Source organism: Aquimarina sp. EL_43 (assembly GCF_943422735.1).
In the GTDB taxonomy this organism is placed as follows: domain Bacteria; phylum Bacteroidota; class Bacteroidia; order Flavobacteriales; family Flavobacteriaceae; genus Aquimarina; species Aquimarina megaterium.
This window is the reverse complement of sequence record NZ_CALSBR010000001.1, coordinates 1,679,797-1,700,034: the sequence shown is the minus strand read 5'-3', so window position 1 is coordinate 1,700,034 and position 20,238 is coordinate 1,679,797. Positions and strand designations below refer to the sequence as shown.

Sequence of the window (20,238 nt, the reverse complement as noted above, 5' to 3'; positions counted from 1 at the left end):
CCATATAGTCTTATAACTTACTAAGGCTCTATATATTATCTATATAATGTAAAGTGGCCTGTAAATTCTCTATTGTCTACATCATTCAGAATTATAGAATACCAATAATCTCCTGATGGAAGTTGTTTTCCTTGGTATAAACCATCCCATCCTTGTTGGTCTCCTTTAAATTCTGCTAACATTCTTCCGTATCGATCAAAGACGATTACTTCCATGTTCTCAAAGAAGAAAGGATCATCTATATTAGGAGTAATCTGTCTAGGATACCAGAAACGATCTTCTGCTGTACTATTAGGACTATCCGGTGTAAAGTAATTCGGGATACGAATATTAATATAAGTCAGATTCTGAACCGTAAGGACCTCACAACCATCTGCATCAACAACACGCAATACATAATCAGCAGTCTGTCGTATTACAAAAATGTTTCCATCTAATTCTGTATAGTCTGAAGGCTCTAATTGATCCAATGTCATTCCTTCTTCTAGCATCGTAAATGAGAATGCATAGAAAGGAGTGTTTTCAAATGGTCTTCCTCCTGATGCTATGATTTGATATTCATTAGGATCTTGCGGGTTATTAGTCATTTGAGCAACTGGTATTGCCAATGGAGTATACTCAAGAATCTCGATAGTATCTACTGTTCGTGTACATCCTTGGTATTCCATAATACCTTCATACTCTCCTGGGGTAACCTCAAAATTACCTGTCAAATTCGAATTATTAGGTGGGTTTGGTGTTCCGTTTATACCATTTAAAGTATAAATAATACCTAATCCTTGTGAATCTTCAACAATATCAAAACTCACAAAGTATTGCTCTTCACTAGTCATCACAGGACTCGTAGGATCACTATAATCAAATATAGGACATACTAATTCTGGAACGAGTTCACCAGCAAGGTTAACACCTGGTTCAATATCAATATTAAAGGCTCCCTGACAGTTTGCATTGTTTTGAGAATCTCTAATGAATACTGTAGTTGTACCTCCCGGTAGATTATCTATAAACAAATTCGCAGGATCGGTAACCGGTTGATAAGTTACCCCATCAATACTCCAGAAATAACTAGGATCTGCTGGGTTTGCTGGTGGTAATCCTCCTGTAATAGATAAGGTAGCTGTACCATTCATATCTCCTGCACAATCTTCTGGAGTTGTAGCATTTACAGTAGCCAAAATTGGTGCTGGTTCTATAATCTGAATATCAAGAATAGTTCTTGGACAACCATTTCCATCTTCTACTTCTACTCGATAGGTATCTGCCGGTAAATCTCTAAACGTATGTTCATCATCCGGGTTTTCAGACCCGCCTTCAATAAAGGTAAATACTGCATTACCAGAACTATCGTATAAAGAGAAATAATATTGTGGTAAACTAGTACCTCCAACGGCAGTTACACGTATAGTACCGTCAGTCTCTCCATTACAAGAAATAGGTGTTGCAAATGCTTGTGCTATAAACTCTGCTGGTTGACGTATTTCAAAAAGTGTTACACTATCTAAACAATTTCCACTAGTTACTGTATAATTATAAGTTCCAGCCGGTAAATCGCCAAAGAAACTTGTCGTTTGTGTATCTGTAGCTAATGGGCCAGGTAATGTTACCGTGTTTCCTAAGTAATCTGTACCAGTTACTCGATAGCCATAATTACCTAATCCTCCTGTAACACTTGCATCAATAGAACCTGTTGGCTCACCAAAACAAACAATAGACGTATTACTTAAATCCAGAGTCGTCGTTATCGGAACAGGATCTCGTACCGGTATCGTATTAGACGCCGGAGAAACACATCCATTCACATCCCTTACATAGAAATTATAATCTCCTGCAGGCAAAGTAAATTCATGGACTGTTGCTGAAATATTACCTGCAACAAAGGTAGTACCATCACTACTAAACTCGTATCCGCCAGGAGTTCCTCCTCCTGCAGTAACCGTTATCGGGTTAGGGCTAGGTGTAAGACAGCTTATTGGTCCCTGAGCTACATCTATCGTCACAACTGGTGGAGCATTAATAATTACAGGATCTTGAGCGATTTCACACGCTAAGTTATCTGTAACTGTAACAATATAGTTTCCTGGTTTTAGATTATTCCATACATAACGATCTGTAGTACTTGCAATCGCTCCAGATTGTGAACCATCAGGGAATGTTAACATAAAGAGATATGTTCCTGGTCCCTGGCCATCTGTAGCAATAGCAGTAATTGTACCATCCTCACTATCAGAACAAGCTAGTAGCGTTGGTGCAATTGCAGTTAACCCTAAAGGTGTCGGTGGTTGGATATTAATAGTATCTGTTACCTCACAACCTCTAGCATCTCTTACTCTTACTACATAATCTATCCCTGCTGGTGCAGTGCCCGCATCAAGAAGGAAACCTCCAAATCTAGGATCACTACCAAATGGTACTAATACTCCTCCTCCTGCATCTTCTAACTGGTATTGTAATGCTCCGGTACCTCCATCTGCAACCGCTTCTACTGTAGCATCATCACCTGGGGCACAGGTTTCATCTTGTATTTGATTTGCAGTAACATTAATAACTGGTGGTTGTGTAATGGCAACTGTATTCGAATCAGCATCACAGAACGGTGTATTTGTAGCTGTTACAGTCACTACAATATTACCTGCTTCTAATCCTGGGATGTTAAGCCCTGTAGCTGGATCTGTAGTGGTATCACCTCCTCCACTAACAACAGTAGCCGTAGTAGTATTGGTAGCATCATAGGTATATGGACCTGTATATCCTGTCACAATTAAGTTTACTGACCCATCTGGTGGAAGAGTATTGAAACATGTAATATCATTACCTAAAGTAATTGCAGCATCAATAGTATCAAATGGAGCTACAATATAAGGTGCAGTATCAATAAAACATCCTGTATCAAGATCGGTAATCCTAAACACATAAGTTCCTGGTGTTGTTAAACTGAAATTTCCACTTGTGTGCGTACCTGTAGGATCTTCTGCTATCGTTTGTACCTCTGGTCCTCCAACAGGTAGTAAATCAAAACTGTATCCATTAATATTAGCAGGAGTAGTAATTCTATCTACCGAAACCGTTACCAGCTCTGCATTAGGTGCATTACAGGTAATAGCCGCAACTTGATTAACTAACGGGTTAGTCATTATAGGAAGCGGATTTATAGTTTCTGTAATAGTTGGGCCAGGAGGTGTTGGTATATTACAACCATTACTATCGGTAACTGTAATTACATAATTACCTACTTCATCACCTGTAAATATATATTGTACTCCCGGTGTACCTCCATCAGCATCAGTTATATTCAAGTCTGTTACTACGGTTCCTAAAGGAGATGTATATGTTATACTATACGGTGGTGTTCCATCTTGTATTGTTACTATAATATCAGGGAAATTCTCTGTGGTTCCCGTACATGTATATGGGGTCTGACTTGAGCTTGCGGTTACCTGTGAAGCATTTGGTATTACAAAAGCAACTAAAGCAGAACATCCTCTTGCTGAAGTTACCTCTACCAAGTACTCTCCTGCAGTTGGGTGAGGAGCAGCTAATGCATTAAACGATAACCCAGTAAATGTAGGATTATCTATCTGAGGAGCTCCTATAGCAGCTCCAGTTATTGCCAATGTTCCTCCATTATTCTCATATAATTGGTATGAGTATGGACCTTCTGTATCGGTACCGGCTTGTAATGCTATAATAACACTTCCATCACTGGCTCCAACACAAGAAACACCAGTAGGAGTTGCAGTTGGTATTGGATCTACTGGAATTGGAAGGTCAACTGTATCACTTGCTGTACATCCAGAACCAGTTGCAGGAAGTACATTACTGTCAGTAACGCTTACAGTGTAAGATCCTGCAGTAACGTTATTAAATACATTCCCGCCTGCACCTATTTGAACAACTGGCACAATTGGTAATCCACCACTATTTGTACCTGTTAATGTAAATATAAAGTTAGCTGGGTTAGCAGCAAAGTCAGAACCTCCTGTTACTGTAGCAGTAATCACTCCGTTTACATCACTTCTACATACTGGGCTTCCAGTAAAATCAGCGCTTACCGATAATTCTGGAACAATAACTACTGTTTCATCTGTAGATACACAACCATTTTCGTCGTACACTCTAACCGTGTATGTTCCTGGTGTAGTAACAGTAAAGTCATGGGTAGTACCATTTACATTTCCTGCTACTTGTCCGCTACCTACAGGCCCTATTTCAAAAGTAAGGGCATTGGTAGCTGGAGCTACTACAGGTACATTACTTGTACCCACTACTCGAATGGTATAGTTATCATCAAATACACAAGAATCTGTCCATGTTACTGAGTCTACTGTGGGATCTGGTGTTCTAAACACAGTTTCATTGATCGATACTGGTGTTGATGTACAAGAATTATTATCTATTGCACTAATAACATATGTTGTACCGGCAATAGTTGCTGGCAACAAGAATGTTTCGGTAGTATTCGCTGTCGTGGTTTCGAATAAAAACGGAGCAATACCATCGTCATCTGCTCTAAAGGTATACGGCCCTGTTCCTCCTGTTACAGATACCGTTACTCTGGCATCTTCATTACAATTCGCATTGATATTCTCGGGAATCGTCAGTCTTAATTGTTCTGGTTGTGTTATTGTCACAGCATCAGTTATAACATCGCAGAAAGGAGCATCAAGAGCTTCTATTTCTACCACATAGTTTCCTGCTGGCAATCCATTTGCTGGTAACCCAATAAGTACAGGGTTCGTAAATCCTGTTGCTACATTACCTGTCGTTTCTGGAAGCGCTGTTACTGTATTTCTTACAATAAAATTAAATTCTCCTGTATAATTTAACACATTTAAGTTAAGCTCTCCTGTCGATGCACCGTTACAAAGAACATGAGTAGCTACAGCTGCATTTGCTTCAATTTCGTTGAACGTAGCTACAGTATAGGGTGCTGTATCAATAAAACATCCTGTATCGAGATCCGTAATTCTAAACACATAAGTTCCTGGTGCAGTTAAACTGAAATTTCCACTTGTGTGCGTACCTGTAGGATCTTCTGCTATCGTTTGTACCTCTGGTCCTCCAACAGGTAGTAAATCAAAACTGTATCCATTAATATTAGCAGGAGTAGTAATTCTATCTACCGAAACCGTTACCAGCTCTGCATTAGGTGCATCACAATTAATAGGTGCTACTTGAGTAACTATTGGATTAGTCATTATTGGGAAAGCAGGTATTGTTTCTGTAGGCTGTACAGTAGGGCAATTATTACTGTCATAAATAGTAAATACATAATCTCCTGCTACACTAGCCACAATCTGAATCCCAGCTGCTGGATCAGTATCTAAGGTAGTAGGGTCTACTGGAGATGCTACCACAGGGGTTCCATCTACAGTATAAGAAATAGTATAATCAGGTCCTGTTCCTCCAGCAATATTATCTATAGTAATTACAGGGAAATTTTCTGTTGTCCCTGTACAACCATATGGCGTACTCGAAATAGTTGCATTTACAGCAGTAGGATCATTTATGATATAATCATCTGTATCAAAACAGAATACATTTAGTGCTCCATTAGGCTTAGTCGCCCTTACTTCTACCGTATACGTTCCATTATCTAAACCTGAAAATATTGGGCTCGTTTGGTAAGTTGTTGGTACTACGGCTGGCGTTGCCGACGTAGTAGCTGTAATTCTATATTCATAGATTACTGTTGGATCTGGATCTATAGATGCTGGTGTTAATGCAGCAGTAACTACACCATCGGTATCTCCAGCACACGTTACAAATGTAGTTTCTGGAACTAACACTGGTGCTGTTGGAGCTTCTATACTTATTGGTAAGCTATCAAAAGAACAACCTGGTGCTGTCCCTCTTCCATCATCTGTAACTCGAACTATATACGTTCCAGGAGCCACAAGATTGTATATACCATTAACATCACCGCTCGTATTGCCAACTACTGGAGTGCCAGTACCGTCAAGCAAATCAAATGTTTCCGTTCCTTGTACTACTCCCGTTATCGTCGTTGTAATTGTTCCTGTTGCATTCGTACAATCAGGTGCTACTGTAAACGCAGCACTAATCTGTAACGGTCCATACACATCTACAGGAGTAGTTACCGTACAACCTGTTTGATCGGTAACTCCAATAGTATATGTTCCTGGTGTCGAAACTATAAATTCATGACTGGTGTTACTTAAACTACCTGTAACCGCAGTACCACCATCTAGCTGATATGTTAACGTTCCTAAACCTCCTCCTGTAACACTAATAACATTACTATTATCATACGCACAATCATCTACAAAAGCAGCAACAACTGTAGGAAGCGGGTTCACTACTGTTGTAACAGTAACTGGTCCAAAACTACAACCATTAGCATCAGCAACCCATATATCTAAGGTTTGTACTGTATTTCCTAGATCAATTACATTGTTGTTTAATGGATAAACACCTGGATCACCAGAACCATTAGGAACTACTGCATAAGTATATCCATCTGCAGTTTCACCAGGCGGTATAGGTGTTACCGTCGCTATTGTAAATTGGGTTCCTCCATCGGTATCCATAATAACCTGTGCATTGGTACCACAACTATTAGCTGGGGTTTGATTCGTTGCTACTGATGTTAACGGATCTGGAAGATCAATTGTAAAATCATATCTAGTTGGACATTGCGTACCATCAACTTCTCGTATAGTTACATAATATTGACCAGGTGGTATATTATTAATTGTAACCGGAACATTTGGTACTGCCGGACTTGGAGTAGTATTATCAGAGCCTGTATATGCAGCACCTAAGCTTACATTAGTAAAGGCATTAAACACTTCCCAGGATATTTCTGTTACCGTAGGATCATATGCAGAAACATCAAATGTAACGCTACCATCATCTATAGCTGGTGTTTCATTACAACTTACATCTGTAACCACATCATTTATAATATTCGGTTCTGATGGTGGGGATTCAGGAGGAACCATTTCTTGGTATAAACATCCTGTTGCATTATCCCTTACCTCTAAAACATAAGTTCTGTTAAAATCTAAACCGCTATATGTATGATCTCTTATTGGTGTATTTGCATCAACAGGAGTTGCTCCCCCAACACTATCATCTAATGGTACAAAATCTCCCAGTCCTGGAGATGGCTCTCCAACAATTCTAATATCAAATCCTGGTGGCGGATTGGCAGGTGGTAAAACACCCGATCCTCCTTGTACATCAATTTCAAACGTTACTCCTCCCGGACATGTTGCAGAAACTGTAATATTCTGTACTAAGTCATTTGGTGGAGAAAAAATATTGAAAGGCCCAAAAGGAGCATTATCTGTACATCCATTCGCATCGGTTACAAAAATAAAATACTGACCAAAGTCTAAGCCTTCAAAACGAACCGTGGTCCCCGTTGTTGTAGGGTTAGGTGTCGTAACAGCTGTTGCAGCTGGCACCAATGGTAGTACTGCAAAATTCGCTGCAGTAACCAAAGTATAAGTATAATTGGCTGTTCCTCCAGCAATTTCAAGATCAATAGCCCCTAAATCGGTAACAGTCCCTGAACCTCCACAAGTAACCGGTGTCTCCACTCTACTTACCTCGGTAATAGGATCTGGTGTAGTAATTTCTACTGTACCTGTATCAGTACATCCACGATTACTTCTAACAGTAAATGGATAAATAGCTTCTCCTAAATTCGGGAAAGTAATCTCAGTACCTATTATGGTAACAAAGGTCCCTGTATTTTGGAAGTCGATTTCATAAGGTCCTTCTGTACCAGTAACTTCAATTACCGCTGTTCCTGTATCCCCATCACAGTCTAAATTCACTGTTGGTGCATTAATATTAATCGCTGCAGGGTCTGTAACTGTAAATGGTGCTGTTGTAAAAGTACACCCTCTATCATCGGTCACTCTAAACACATACGATCCTGCGGTACCATTTGTATAATTTGCAAATGGTGCCGTAGCATTAGTTAAGTGATCTGCAAATGCCCCACCATCTATAGAAACTGCTATGTCATAAGGTGTATATCCTCCATTAACCGCAAATGAAAATTCTGCAGGAACTGGATTATTAGCAGCATTACAAGTAATGTCTGCAACTTGAGTAGCTACCAATTCTACTGCTGGTGCAATAGTTTGCGTTGGTAATACTACCGGACAACCATTACTATCTGTAACAGTTATTACATAATCTCCTGGTAAGGTTAATGCAGGAGTTGTTGTAAATGTAGTTAACGCTCCAACATTGGTATCTGGTATAACCACCACACCGCTTCTGGTTACGTTATATGTATAATCTGGGGTACCAGAATCAGTACCATCAATATCTATCGTAAAACTCACTGTTCCATCATCCAAACAGAAATCAGAACTCGCATTAACACTTGCATCTAATTGTGGTAATTGATTGATATCTAAAGTTTGAGTTGCCGAAACACAACTATTACTATCTGTAACAACAAGTTGATATCCTGTTCCATTAGGAACATTTAAATATGGATCACTAGCTGGTCTGCTAGGTCCTACTAACACACCACCTGAATCGCTTAAAGTATATGTATATCCGGTTCCACTACCACCTCTAGGGTTGCTAATTGAAACAGTATTGGTGTTTGCAGCACAATCCTGAACAACCGGATCGATATCAAAATCGACTACATCTGGTTGATTAATCGTAACTGTAGCTGTTGCTTCACAAAGGGTTGCTTCATCGGTAACCGTTATGGTATAATTTCCTCCTGGTAAAACATCTCCTGTCACTATCGTAGCAGCAGTTTGTCCTGTTGCGGTAATTGGTGCTATTGGAGGTGTCCCTCCTGTAATTTCATATTCGTAGGTCGCAGTAGCCGGAATATCAATTCCTGTAACTGTAAATGACAATTCACCATCACTATCACCATTACACGTAGGTTCATTTACTGGTGTTGCATTTACCACAATTCGATCAACATCTTCTATTACATAGTTTTCGGTATACTCACAACCATCATCTGTTCTTGCCAGAAAAGTATATGTTCCCGGAGCCAGATTACTAAATAAATTTAAGGCCTGAGGTCCAACAGGAGCAGGTGCTGTGATTTCATATTCAACTACAGTTCCTGTACCACTTATTGTAGGAGTTAATGTTACATTTGATGTAAGTGCTGGACATTGAACCGGGGTTTGAGCAAAATCAAGATCTGTAACTTCAGTTACTGGTTCTATTGTAATGTCTGTTTGAATAGGACATGTTTCTGGTGTTCCTTGATTAGCCACATACACTGTATATGTTCCTGCAGTAGTGATAGGGATATCAACAGGGAAACCAGCAATATTAGTGTATCCTGAAGCAGGGTTTAAACTATATGCCCAACTTCCTGAACCACCAACAATACCTGTTATACGAATAATAGCATCTGTTGGTGCAACACAACTTAACTCCCGACCTATTGTTATTGTCGGTGTTAAGACCGCAGGATCTGTTAATGTCGTATTAAAATCAAAAGTACAAGGTGGTGCTCCTCCAGATCCATCAGTTATGGTTACAGTATGAGCTCCATCATCAACATTGTTAAATGTTACTGTAGTATCTCCTGTTGGTCCAATTTGAGTAGCTGCATTACCATCAAGTACATAGATAAAAGGACCTTGTCCTGCCGTAACCGTAACTTCAATTGTACCATCGGTATCTCCATTACAAGTTGGATTGGTAGGAACCAATGTTGCCGTAACTGCATCAAAAGGCGTAACCGTTATGGTATTTGAGAAAGCCGTACATCCTGCATCATCCACAACTCCAACTACATAATCTCCTGGAACCAATATTGCATTTGTAAAAGGTGACGCAATATTTCCTCCTCCTGGCACTAGTACTGGAGGAGAACCTGGGGTGTATAAATCAAATTGATTATAAGTACCGCTTCCGGCAGCAGCCGTAAATTCTATGGTTGCTTCAGGGTTGTTACAATCTATATCCTGAGTTAAAGTTGCTGTAATAGTAAGCTCTGGATTAATGGTAAAGTTTTCAACATTAGATACACAGTTGGTAGTTGTATTCCTTACTACAACAGTATAAGAACCTGCAATTAGATTAGGTATCTCAAAAGTATCATCATTAGGCGGAGCCAAAAATGTTACTGCAACATTATTTAAGTTTATAGGTCCGGTTAAGTCATACTCAAAAGGGCCTACTGTAGGAGTTGTTCCATCCGGTGTTATTTCAATCCATTGCGTTGCAGGGTCTGTATCCACACACACATCACCACCGGGTATCGCATCTATTACCGGACCAGAAAACTGACCTACCGTTACGGGTGTTGAAACCTCACACGAAGCGGCAGAATTACCGTCTCTAACAAATACGGTGTAATTACCCGCTGCTAATCCTGTAAATAAATTATCAGTATTTGGATATCCATATCCTGGCACAATAGTATTGGTATTGTCTCTTAATTCAAACTGATAGTTACCATTTCCTCCTCCGGCTGTTGCCGTTATCGTACCAGTATTAGCGCTACAATTTGAGCTTTGCGATGTTGCATTTAACGTAAGTTGTGAAGGTGGACCAGTAATATCTACAGTAGTAGTTGCTGTACAATTACCTGCTGGTAAACTAGTATCGGTTACCGTAATGGTATAAGTTCCTATCCCGACAGGGCCTATAACTACGGGTGTTCCTCCAACTCCTCCTCCTGGAGGTACAGCTGTTGTTCCACCAGAAATAGTGTAGGTAAAAGCAGCACTGCTACCAACCGTAAATGAAAACTCTCCATCAGCACCACCAAAACATGTTACCGCATTAGTTTCTGTTGCACTTGTAATTTGTATTTCAGGAACTGTAGTTCCTGTAAAACTTTCTGTGTTTACACATTGATTATCACTTCTTCTGGCCGTAACCGTATAAAGTACTCCATTAGTAAACGTATATGCTGTAGTAGTGCTAAATGGTGTTGTACCTGTAGCACCAGTTCCTGTAGCTGGGTCTGGTGTTATACTATATTCATAAAATGCCGGTAAAGTAAGAGCCGGAGATGCCGAAACTACAACATCAACCGTTTGATTAGAACAATCCTGATCTCCAGGTGTGATAGTTACACTATCAACTTCTAATATTGGATCTATAGTAATTGGGAAAGGTGTCAAACAATCATCGGTAGCCTGATTTCTAATATATAATGTATAAGAACCATCAGTAGCAAAATCAATTTCAAAAGGTATTGCTCCTACTGCTGTAAAAGGACCGGCTGGGTTTAAACTCCACTCATAAGTTCCCGAACCTCCAGTAATAGCAGTTACCTGAGCTTGAGCGCCAGGAGTTGCCGTACAGCTCAATAACCTGAAATCATCATTTATCGTAGCTGTAATACTAGCTGGTGTTGTAAAGGTAACATCCGGAGTAACTGTAAAATCACATCCAAATCCATCTTGAACAGTAACAGTATGAGATACCGATGGGTCTACATTATTAAATGTTTCTGAAGTATTAACGGTAGGCCCTATAGTTACCTCTGAAGCCGTTCCTTGATTAAGAATATAAGTAAAAGGTCCTGTTGATCCTGCACCAATAGTTACTTGGATAGATCCACTATCTGCATTACAAGCAGGATTAATAGCCGTAGCAGTTGCTGTAATTGCCGTATAAGGACTTACATCGACACTACCAGCTGCTATGGTACAACTATTATCCAGATCATCAACAAATACTGGATAATTACCAGCAGCAGTTGCCCTAAATTGATAAGTCGTTCCTGTTATCGGTGCTAATACAGTGCCCAAGAAATCTGCCTGGTTATTAAATGCAAAATTACCCGAACCTCCTGTTACTGTAACCTCATAAATTGCAATAAATTGATCAGGATCAAATGGTGGTGCGGTTGGATCATAACTCGGATGTAATGGGTCATTAAGATTAGGATCAGGTTGATACCCTGGATTACAATGTAAATCCTCAACAAGTCTTATTGTAGCCGAAAATGCTGCAGGGTCATTTATTGTAATTACAAAAACCTCAGAGCAGCTACCATCAGCAGATAATACCTGCACGTTATAAGTATCAGGATTAAGGCCCGTAAATGTATGGTTAGGAACCGTAGTAGGCCCTTCTGTATCATTAAAAGTTGTTGTTGTACTATTAATGATATATCTATAATTAATTTGAGAATCTGCTACTGATATTTCAATCTGTCCTTGATCACCTGGACATGTAGGAGAAGTTGGAGTAACGGTCTCTGTAGCGTCTAATTCGTCTAAAAAGATAGTTTCCTGAAAAACACAAGCCGTAGGTAAACCTCCTACCTGACGAACATTAACAGTATATGTTCCTACTTCTGTTAACCCTGTAAATTCTGCTGAATTCTGGTACCCAATTACTGTATTTGTTATCGGTGTAATTAATTGGTATTCGTATTGAAGAGAGGAATTTTGAACTCGTATTGTTCCTGGCGAACCACAAATAATTTGTCGTATAACTGCAAGATCAGGGTCAAAATTATTCTGGAATACATTAAAGTAAAAAGGTATAGTACAATTACTATCAAAAGTAGCATTAACTCTATATTCTCCTGCTTGTGAAATTGTAAAACTATTAATGTCTGTACTTAAGGTTTGCCAATCCCCATCACACCCTGAATCTGTAGTAGGACAATTAGGATCTCTTGGTACTGCAGGACAATCTGTAGGATCTAATCGCTGCCATTCAACTGTAGTTCCAACAGGAAAACCTAATGTGTTTCCTGGTGTTGGAATAGTTAAAGTAGTCCCTGCTCCACATAAAAAGATCTCTGGTAGTGGGTCACCTGTAATCGGACAGGTACGAACATTACCATTAACATTAGGGTTAGATCCTAAGTTATTTGCAATATCTACAACCGGATTTACAACGGTATTAAAAGCATCAACATTAAAAGTTTGTTGAGCATCCTGGCAACCAGGAGCACCAGTTTCGGTTACAATATAGGTTCCTGCGGTTGTAACTACTAAATCTCTATTAGTACCAATAACAACTCCAGGGCTACTTGCATTTACCCATTCATAAGAAGAAAAGCCTGCACCTGCTGTAAGCGTTAAAGATCCTGTACATATAAAAGCTGGTTGAGCCGTAGTAAAACAAATACCATCATTAATCAAAACATTAGAGGAACCTACAATATCAGATCCACATGCATCTTGGTCCAAAATACTTTGCTCGCCAGTTTGTGTAATACCAGATTCAACTCCTGTATAGGTTGAAATTGCTACATTATTAATTTGATTAGAACAAGCATCTCGTAAATCAGCACAAGTTGCTACTACGCTAACTCCAAAACGAACAGTATGAACACCACCGTTACGAACAATCAACGGATCTGCTATTGTAATATCTATTTGTCTATTTGTACCATCTGGAGTAGCGACTACTCCAGGATTACTAGTTGTTATACTACCTAACGTAAAATCTACATTATCAGGAAGCACATCTCTAATACTTGCAGCAGTAATATCTTCATTTCCTTGATTCTCTATAGTAAGCTCATAAAATAGTTGATCCGCAAAATTTACAGGATCTCCTGTAATATCTATACCATTATTATCTAACACTCTTTTGGTAACTGTAAGCTCTGGTTCGATAACTTCTACCTGAAAAGAGTTAAAAAACACACTATAGGCATCACCCGTAGAAGTCGTAAAAAAAGTAGCTGAAGCTGTACTGCCCGCAGGAGTATTTGGTATAACAGTATTACCAGGGTTAGGGATATCAAAAATATCAGCATCAAACCCTAAAGTATTACGTGAATGTGGTTCCCGAATAGGTGGATCACCAGGAATAGGTGCTACCGCAGCATTTCCATAACTCCCATCTACAGATATCGAACTATCAAAAAAGTTGCCATTAGGGTTAGCAGGAGTAGTGAAGATGTTTTGTCTTACACCATCAGGTCTTTGAATCTGAAATATATCACCAGTAAATGGTCTATCTCCTTCTAGCGTTGCAATAGAATATCGTGCACGTACTGGTAACGGTGCTGGTAGTGTCTGGAAACCTGTGTAAGTAAAGTTCTTTAAACATCCCGGATCAGCAGGGTTACAAGGTTGATTATTTAAATATCCTTGTCTGGTGCTTATATACTTTGCAGACAAGGTAGGATCTTCATAAGCAACCACAAGTACCCATCCTCCTGCTATACCGTTGGCATTAAATCCAGAAAAACCTGTAGAGGCACGCATATCTGCAACTGTATAGGTTCCGTTAGCATTTGCTAAACCTTGTATTAGTGTGGTAACATCTGCATAACACACATACGGAATATCTATTACTGCAGCGTTACTAGGATTAGTAGCAGTATTACGATATCCATCATAAATCACCTGTGTTTGAGCAGGCAGAATAGTAACGTATCCACCACCACCAGGTGGTCTAATTTTTATAGTTCTAAAATCAGGTCTATTATCTGGAAAAGGCAAACCCGTGTACTGAACAAAACGAGTATCGGCCGGATTCATTTGGGTAAAATATGAGGCTGACCAATATAATCCAGCATATGCAATCCTTTCACAACCCGATGTTAATTGAAGATCTGCACTACTAGAACTAAATGTCGATGGATCACCATCTATATCAATATATCCAAAAGTTTTTGCATTGTTTGAAGCGTTTCCATTATAATCATCATTGGGAGTAAAACCACTTTGATTTAGTCCAACAATAGCATTACCAATTATTTTAAGCTCTCCGTTAATTCTTAACGTACTGTTAGGTACCTCGGTAAAGGGGACCTGAGCAGATATTTGTTGTATGCCTATCATTAAAAAAACCAAAACGATAGCAGATTTCAGTCTAAGTTTCATAAGCCGTGGGGTGTTTGGGTATTTAGTCATCATAATCTCTTTCTTACATTATTGAATTTTCAATATATAAAGATCTCCATCATACGAGTTATTTACGTTAGAGAATAAGCTTTGTTTAGCTTCTTCAAGATTGTCATGTCTCTTTAAGTATACGTATATATAGTTGTCTTTTGGGTTCCTGAAATATTGAGGCTCTAATCCTTGAGCTCTTAGCTTCGCCATTCCTCTTTCAAAATAATTTTCTCTTTTGAAAATATTCGTAATCAGATAATATCCATTTTCAATATTATGTCCTCCGATGTACGATAAACTCTCTGTTAATACTGTATCATCCTTAACCGTATCTTTGATAAGTCGAGTTTCTTGTAATAGCTTTTTATAGGATTCTACTCTACTCTTAGCAATGTGTAATATCCACATATCACCAAAGTATCTATTATCAATATTATTTAAATACTTTTCTATCGCCTCATCCTTGTTTGTATAGCTTTCTATAGCTACATACTGGAATTGATTTTCTGGATTAAGTATTATTTTAGAATCATTAAATCCTAAATCTTTTAATGTACCTGAGAATTTATCAGCATATGTTCCTCCCTTAAATACATTACCGATTAAGTAATATCCTTCTGGGTATCCCGGTATAAATTTGGTTGCAATTTGAGCCTCAGGTCTTGTTGTTTCAGCAAATTTTACAAATCTATTTCTAGCTGTCAACCTTTTAGAACTAGCAGGATCAGCTTCTTTTTTAGCCTCATCTGCATCATCATTCATACTAACAAGTGATTCTAAAAGCTTGCTAAATTCACGTTTATCTACATTTAAGCTGGTCGTTAGTAATGAGTCTCGACGAGCAAATATCTTACTTGTGATTCGACTACTATTATCTAGTTCTTTCTTAATCTCATCTAATCCCTCTTCATTTGCAGTTGCTGCTGCTTTTGCCGCTTCATCTGCTAATCTCTTCTCTTCTGCTAAACGAGCCGCTTCTGCAGCTGCCTCATCTGCTAATCTCTTCTCCTCAGCTAAACGAGCTGCTTCTGCCGCTGCCTCATCTGCTAATCTCTTCTCTTCTGCTAAACGAGCCGCTTCTGCTGCTGCTTCATCTGCCAATCTCTTCTCTTCTGCTAAACGAGCCGCTTCTGCAGCTGCTTCATCTGCCAATCTCTTCTCCTCGGCTAAACGAGCCGCTTCTGCAGCTGCCTCATCTGCCAATCTCTTCTCCTCGGCTAAACGAGCCGCCTCTGCTGCTTCATCTGCCAATCTCTTCTCTTCTGCTAAACGAGCTGCTTCTGCTGCTGCTTCATCTGCTAATCTCTTCTCTTCTGCTAAACGAGCCGCCTCTGCTGCTTCATCTGCTAATCTCTTCTCCTCGGCTAAACGAGCCGCCTCTGCTGCTGCCTCATCTGCTAATCTCTTCTCCTCGGCTAAACGAGCCGCTTCTGCAGCTGCCTCATCTGCCAATCTCTTCTCCTCGGCTAAACGAGCCGCTTCTGCAGCTGCCTCATCTGCCAATCTCTTCTCTTCTGCTAAACGAGCCGCCTCTGCTGCTTCATCTGCTAATCTCTTCTCTTCTGCTAAACGAGCTACCTCTGCTGCTTCGTCTGCTATCTTTTGCTCAGCAACCTCACGTTCTAACTGTTTTTGAGCAGCTAAACGTTCTTCTTCTATTTTTTGCTCAGCAACCTCACGTTCTAACTGTTTTTGAGCAGCTAAACGCTCTTCTTCTGCTTTCTGTTCTGCTTCCTCACGTTCCAGTTCTTTTTGAGCAGCTAAGCGTTCTTGTTCTGCCGCCTCAGCTTCACGAGCTGCTTCTTCTGCAGCGATTCTTTCTTCTGCTGCCTTTTGTTCTGCTACTTCACGCTCTATTTGTCTTTGAGCAGCCAAACGCTCTTCTTCTGCTTTCTGTTCTGCTTCCTCACGCTCTATTCGTCTTTGAGCAGCTAAACGCTCTTCTTCTGCATTCTGTTCTGCTTCCTCACGCTCTATTCGTCTTTGAGCAGCCAAACGCTCTTCTTCTGCATTCTGTTCTGCTTCCTCACGCTCTACTCGTCTTTGAGCAGCCAAACGCTCTTCTTCTGCTTTTTTGTTTAACAATTTTACTTCTTCTGCTCGTTGTAATTCTAACTCTCTAGCTGCCTTGGCTTCTTTCTCCCTAGCTTCTGCTATTGATTTTTCGAGCTCACTCATTGCCTTTTGTTCCTGGCTTCTAGAGTCTCCTTGTTCTTCTTGTAATTCTCTTATTAGTTTATTTTGTTCAAGAATTTCCTTCTTAAGTCTTCTAATTTCAGAATCTCTTTCTTCATATGCTTTTTGAGTACTTGATTTTGATCTACTTCCTCTTCTTCTTCTTGGTCTTTCTTTTTCAAAATTATATGCTAAACCTACTTCGTGACTTGCTCCAAAATTACTGGTATCTCCAAATCCTGTTTCGTAGGTATATCCAACCGAAATATTAGATGTAATATTACCTCCAATACCCAATGAAGCTCCGTAAAAACTATTATACCCTGCTTGAGCCCAACCTAGTGCTGGTAATTCAACAATAACATTACCTCCGTATCTAAGATTTGAATCTGCGCCCGAGTCGGGTAACATATTAGCATATGCCATTCCTCGTATTATCTTGTCTGATCTTCTTTCTAAGCTTGTAGTATACATAACATGACCAGTAAAAGCCATATTATCTGTCAATAGCTCGCTACCCGTTAGATTATAAGCCACAAGATTTGATACAGAAACCCCAACATCAAATTCTGCATAATTAAAGTTAACACCAGGAGTTAATTGAAAAACTGAGCTATTCTCATAGTTAAGAATAACCGGGTCACTTACTTCTACTCCGTTATTTAAAACAATACTTGTTGCTGAATCAATGTTGGACTTAATTCCGCTTTGCGAAAAGCCGAGATTTAAACCAAAAGTGAAGTTCATATCTCTATTTAATTCGATGTTATATGCAAAGTTCGCTATACCACCAAAATACCTATAAATACCTTCGTTTTGTTGATGCAAACCAATAGAAACACCTATTTTTTCGTCAAAATTTGATGTATAGTTAATTAAATATGTCTGAGGATTATCATTAAATGAAGCCCATTGCGTTTTATTATAAACATTAATAGACTTTTTGTTTTCGCGAACCAAAGAAAAGGTAGGGTTAAAATAAAAACGGTTATATTTTACTAAGGTATGAGTAGGAATATCCGTAGGAAGAATACCATAAGTAGTGGTATTTTCATCCTGTCCCCTAAGAAGGTTAAAGGATATACATATGATTATTAATAGTAATTTTCTGGCCATAAAATTATCTCATTACCGTTATCGAACCTTTTCTGACTACGGAATTATTTTTGGTGATTATATAATAATAAAACGGGTCCTGACCCGATGATTTCGAATTCTCTCGGGGCCAGTTATTCTGATAACTCGATGATGTAAAATCAACCTGACCACGTGCATTATAAATCGTAACCTCTACAGATTGCTGATTAAACAAACTTGGAGGAAGCAACCAATTATCATTGATACCATCACTATTGGGCGTAACTACATTTGGAATAATCTCTGAAGAACCTGCAACATCTGAAATACTGAGTATCTCTGAATCTATAACACAATCCAATAATGTAATCCTTACAAAGTAATCTCCCGTGGTATCTATCTCTATAGAACTTGTGCCCTGACCACTTATAACACTAGAACCATCTACCAAAGATTGGTTCTCGCCGTCTACAACAATAAACCACTCATAAGCATAATTGCTACTCTCTGGAACACTTAATGTAGAGGTCTCTCCAAATGGAATAAATGTTGGTGAAGCTTCTATTACTACAACGTCTGATAGAAACTCAACCGTTAAATCATTTGACCGTGCAGTAGGAAATGTAGTGCCTCGTAAAGTGGCTTCTAAAGCATAAACCTCACCTATGTTAGACGAATTAACCGTAAATGTCGTTTCGGTAACTCCAGTAGATTGACTGCCTAAAAACCATTCAAAATCAAATAAAGAATATTGATCTGTCGTAATAGGAACTTCTAAACCCGTAGAAGTAATACCAAATAAATTCTCTAAACCCAAAGTACCAGTATCAGCATCACAATCTAACAACGTAGAAATCTGAGTCCTAAAACCTACAGGCTCAAAAACCTCTGTAGTAGCCTGAAGAGTATCCATACAAGTATCGTTTGCAAAGACATCTACTCGATACAATCCTGGGTTGGTTACATTAACTGACAAAGCTCCCGGTGTACTAACCGCGAGCGGACCTTGAATACTTATTCCGTTCCTAAACCATTCTACTGTACTGCCAGCAGAAGGTGCATTTGTCGTAATAGACAAAACCAACGTAGGCTGGGTAGGTAATAACATAATCTGGGGAGGAGGTTGGGTTAGAATATCCGAACCTAAATTAATAACCTCGACAGGAGCAGTAGTTATATTACATGTTGGTGTTCCCGTAACTTTAACAGTATAAATACCTGCAAAATTACTCTGTGGTAAAATCTCGGATGGACCATCAAATTCGGGAATCGGAACCCCATCCTTAAACCATTCATAAGTGAATCCCGGATCGGTAACACTAGTGGTTAATATTTTTACATCACTAGGACAAAAGGATTGTGGTGAAGGTTCATTAATACGTACTGTTGTATCATTAAAATCAATAACTTCTACTGTTGCTGTATCAAAGTTAAAAGAGGGATTACAACTTCCAAAGTTGACTTGAACTGTATAAGTTCCTACTTGGGTTACATTTTCAAGAGTATTACCTGATTCGCCAGGAACCACTGTACCATTAAAAGACCAAATATATTCTGGAAAATCTCCTGGTAAGGCTGTCAATATTGCCGATTCTCCAACGCACAACGCTACTGTGTTAGCTTCGATATTCGCTCCTGTTAACGTGACACCTTGAGAAAAATCAAAATAGTAAATAGGAATATTTTCTTGTACTGCACTTAAAGTAGAACTTGCCGGTACATTAACTCGTAAACTATAATTTTCGCCTCGTAAATCTGTAGGAATAGCAAAAGAAGGAAATTCGATGTCTCCCCCAGGAGGAATCGCTATTGGCGTAGTAAATCGTGTTAAAACTCTTGTAGCATCATTAGAAAAAACACCATTCTCATCGGATAATTCTAAAACAAATTCTGTACCTGTAGCAAATAAAATGTTTGCCTTAGCTATAGCTTCTCGATTGGGAGTATTTTGATTTACACAGAGTATTGTAGCAGTAGATCCGCTAATAGAAAATAAAGGAGCACCAATATCCTGAGCATTAGCTTTCAAAGAAGAAAATAGAAAGCCTGTCACTATAGCAATTAATGATATGAGGTTAAGTTTTTTTTTCATGATATCACACTTATGATTAAGGTGAATATACTATATTAACTTTGCGATTTGGGGCGCTTGTTAATAATATTGTTAATATATTTTTTACCAAGACAT

Annotated in this window: 3 protein-coding genes; all 3 read right to left on the bottom strand. The window is 39.1% G+C overall.

The genetic code is table 11. From position 1 onward, the window contains the following. Positions 1–35 precede the first annotated feature (35 nt). The 3 genes from NNL09_RS07680 to NNL09_RS07670 are packed head-to-tail and all read right to left on the bottom strand — an operon-like array spanning position 36 to position 20,142. Positions 36–14,786 (bottom strand): T9SS type B sorting domain-containing protein, encoded by a 14,751-nt coding sequence (locus tag NNL09_RS07680; RefSeq protein ID WP_196911053.1) that lies wholly within the window; start codon positions 14,784–14,786, stop codon positions 36–38. Positions 14,787–14,834: 48 nt separating this feature from the next. Then, positions 14,835–18,089, bottom strand: coding sequence for a PorP/SprF family type IX secretion system membrane protein (locus NNL09_RS07675; protein WP_196911054.1), 3,255 nt, complete (start codon positions 18,087–18,089; stop codon positions 14,835–14,837). Between the two features lie 4 nt (positions 18,090–18,093). Continuing rightward, on the bottom strand, positions 18,094–20,142 hold the full coding sequence (locus tag NNL09_RS07670; RefSeq protein ID WP_254514221.1) for a gliding motility-associated C-terminal domain-containing protein: 2,049 nt from the start codon (positions 20,140–20,142) through the stop codon (positions 18,094–18,096). Positions 20,143–20,238: the final 96 nt, after the last annotated feature.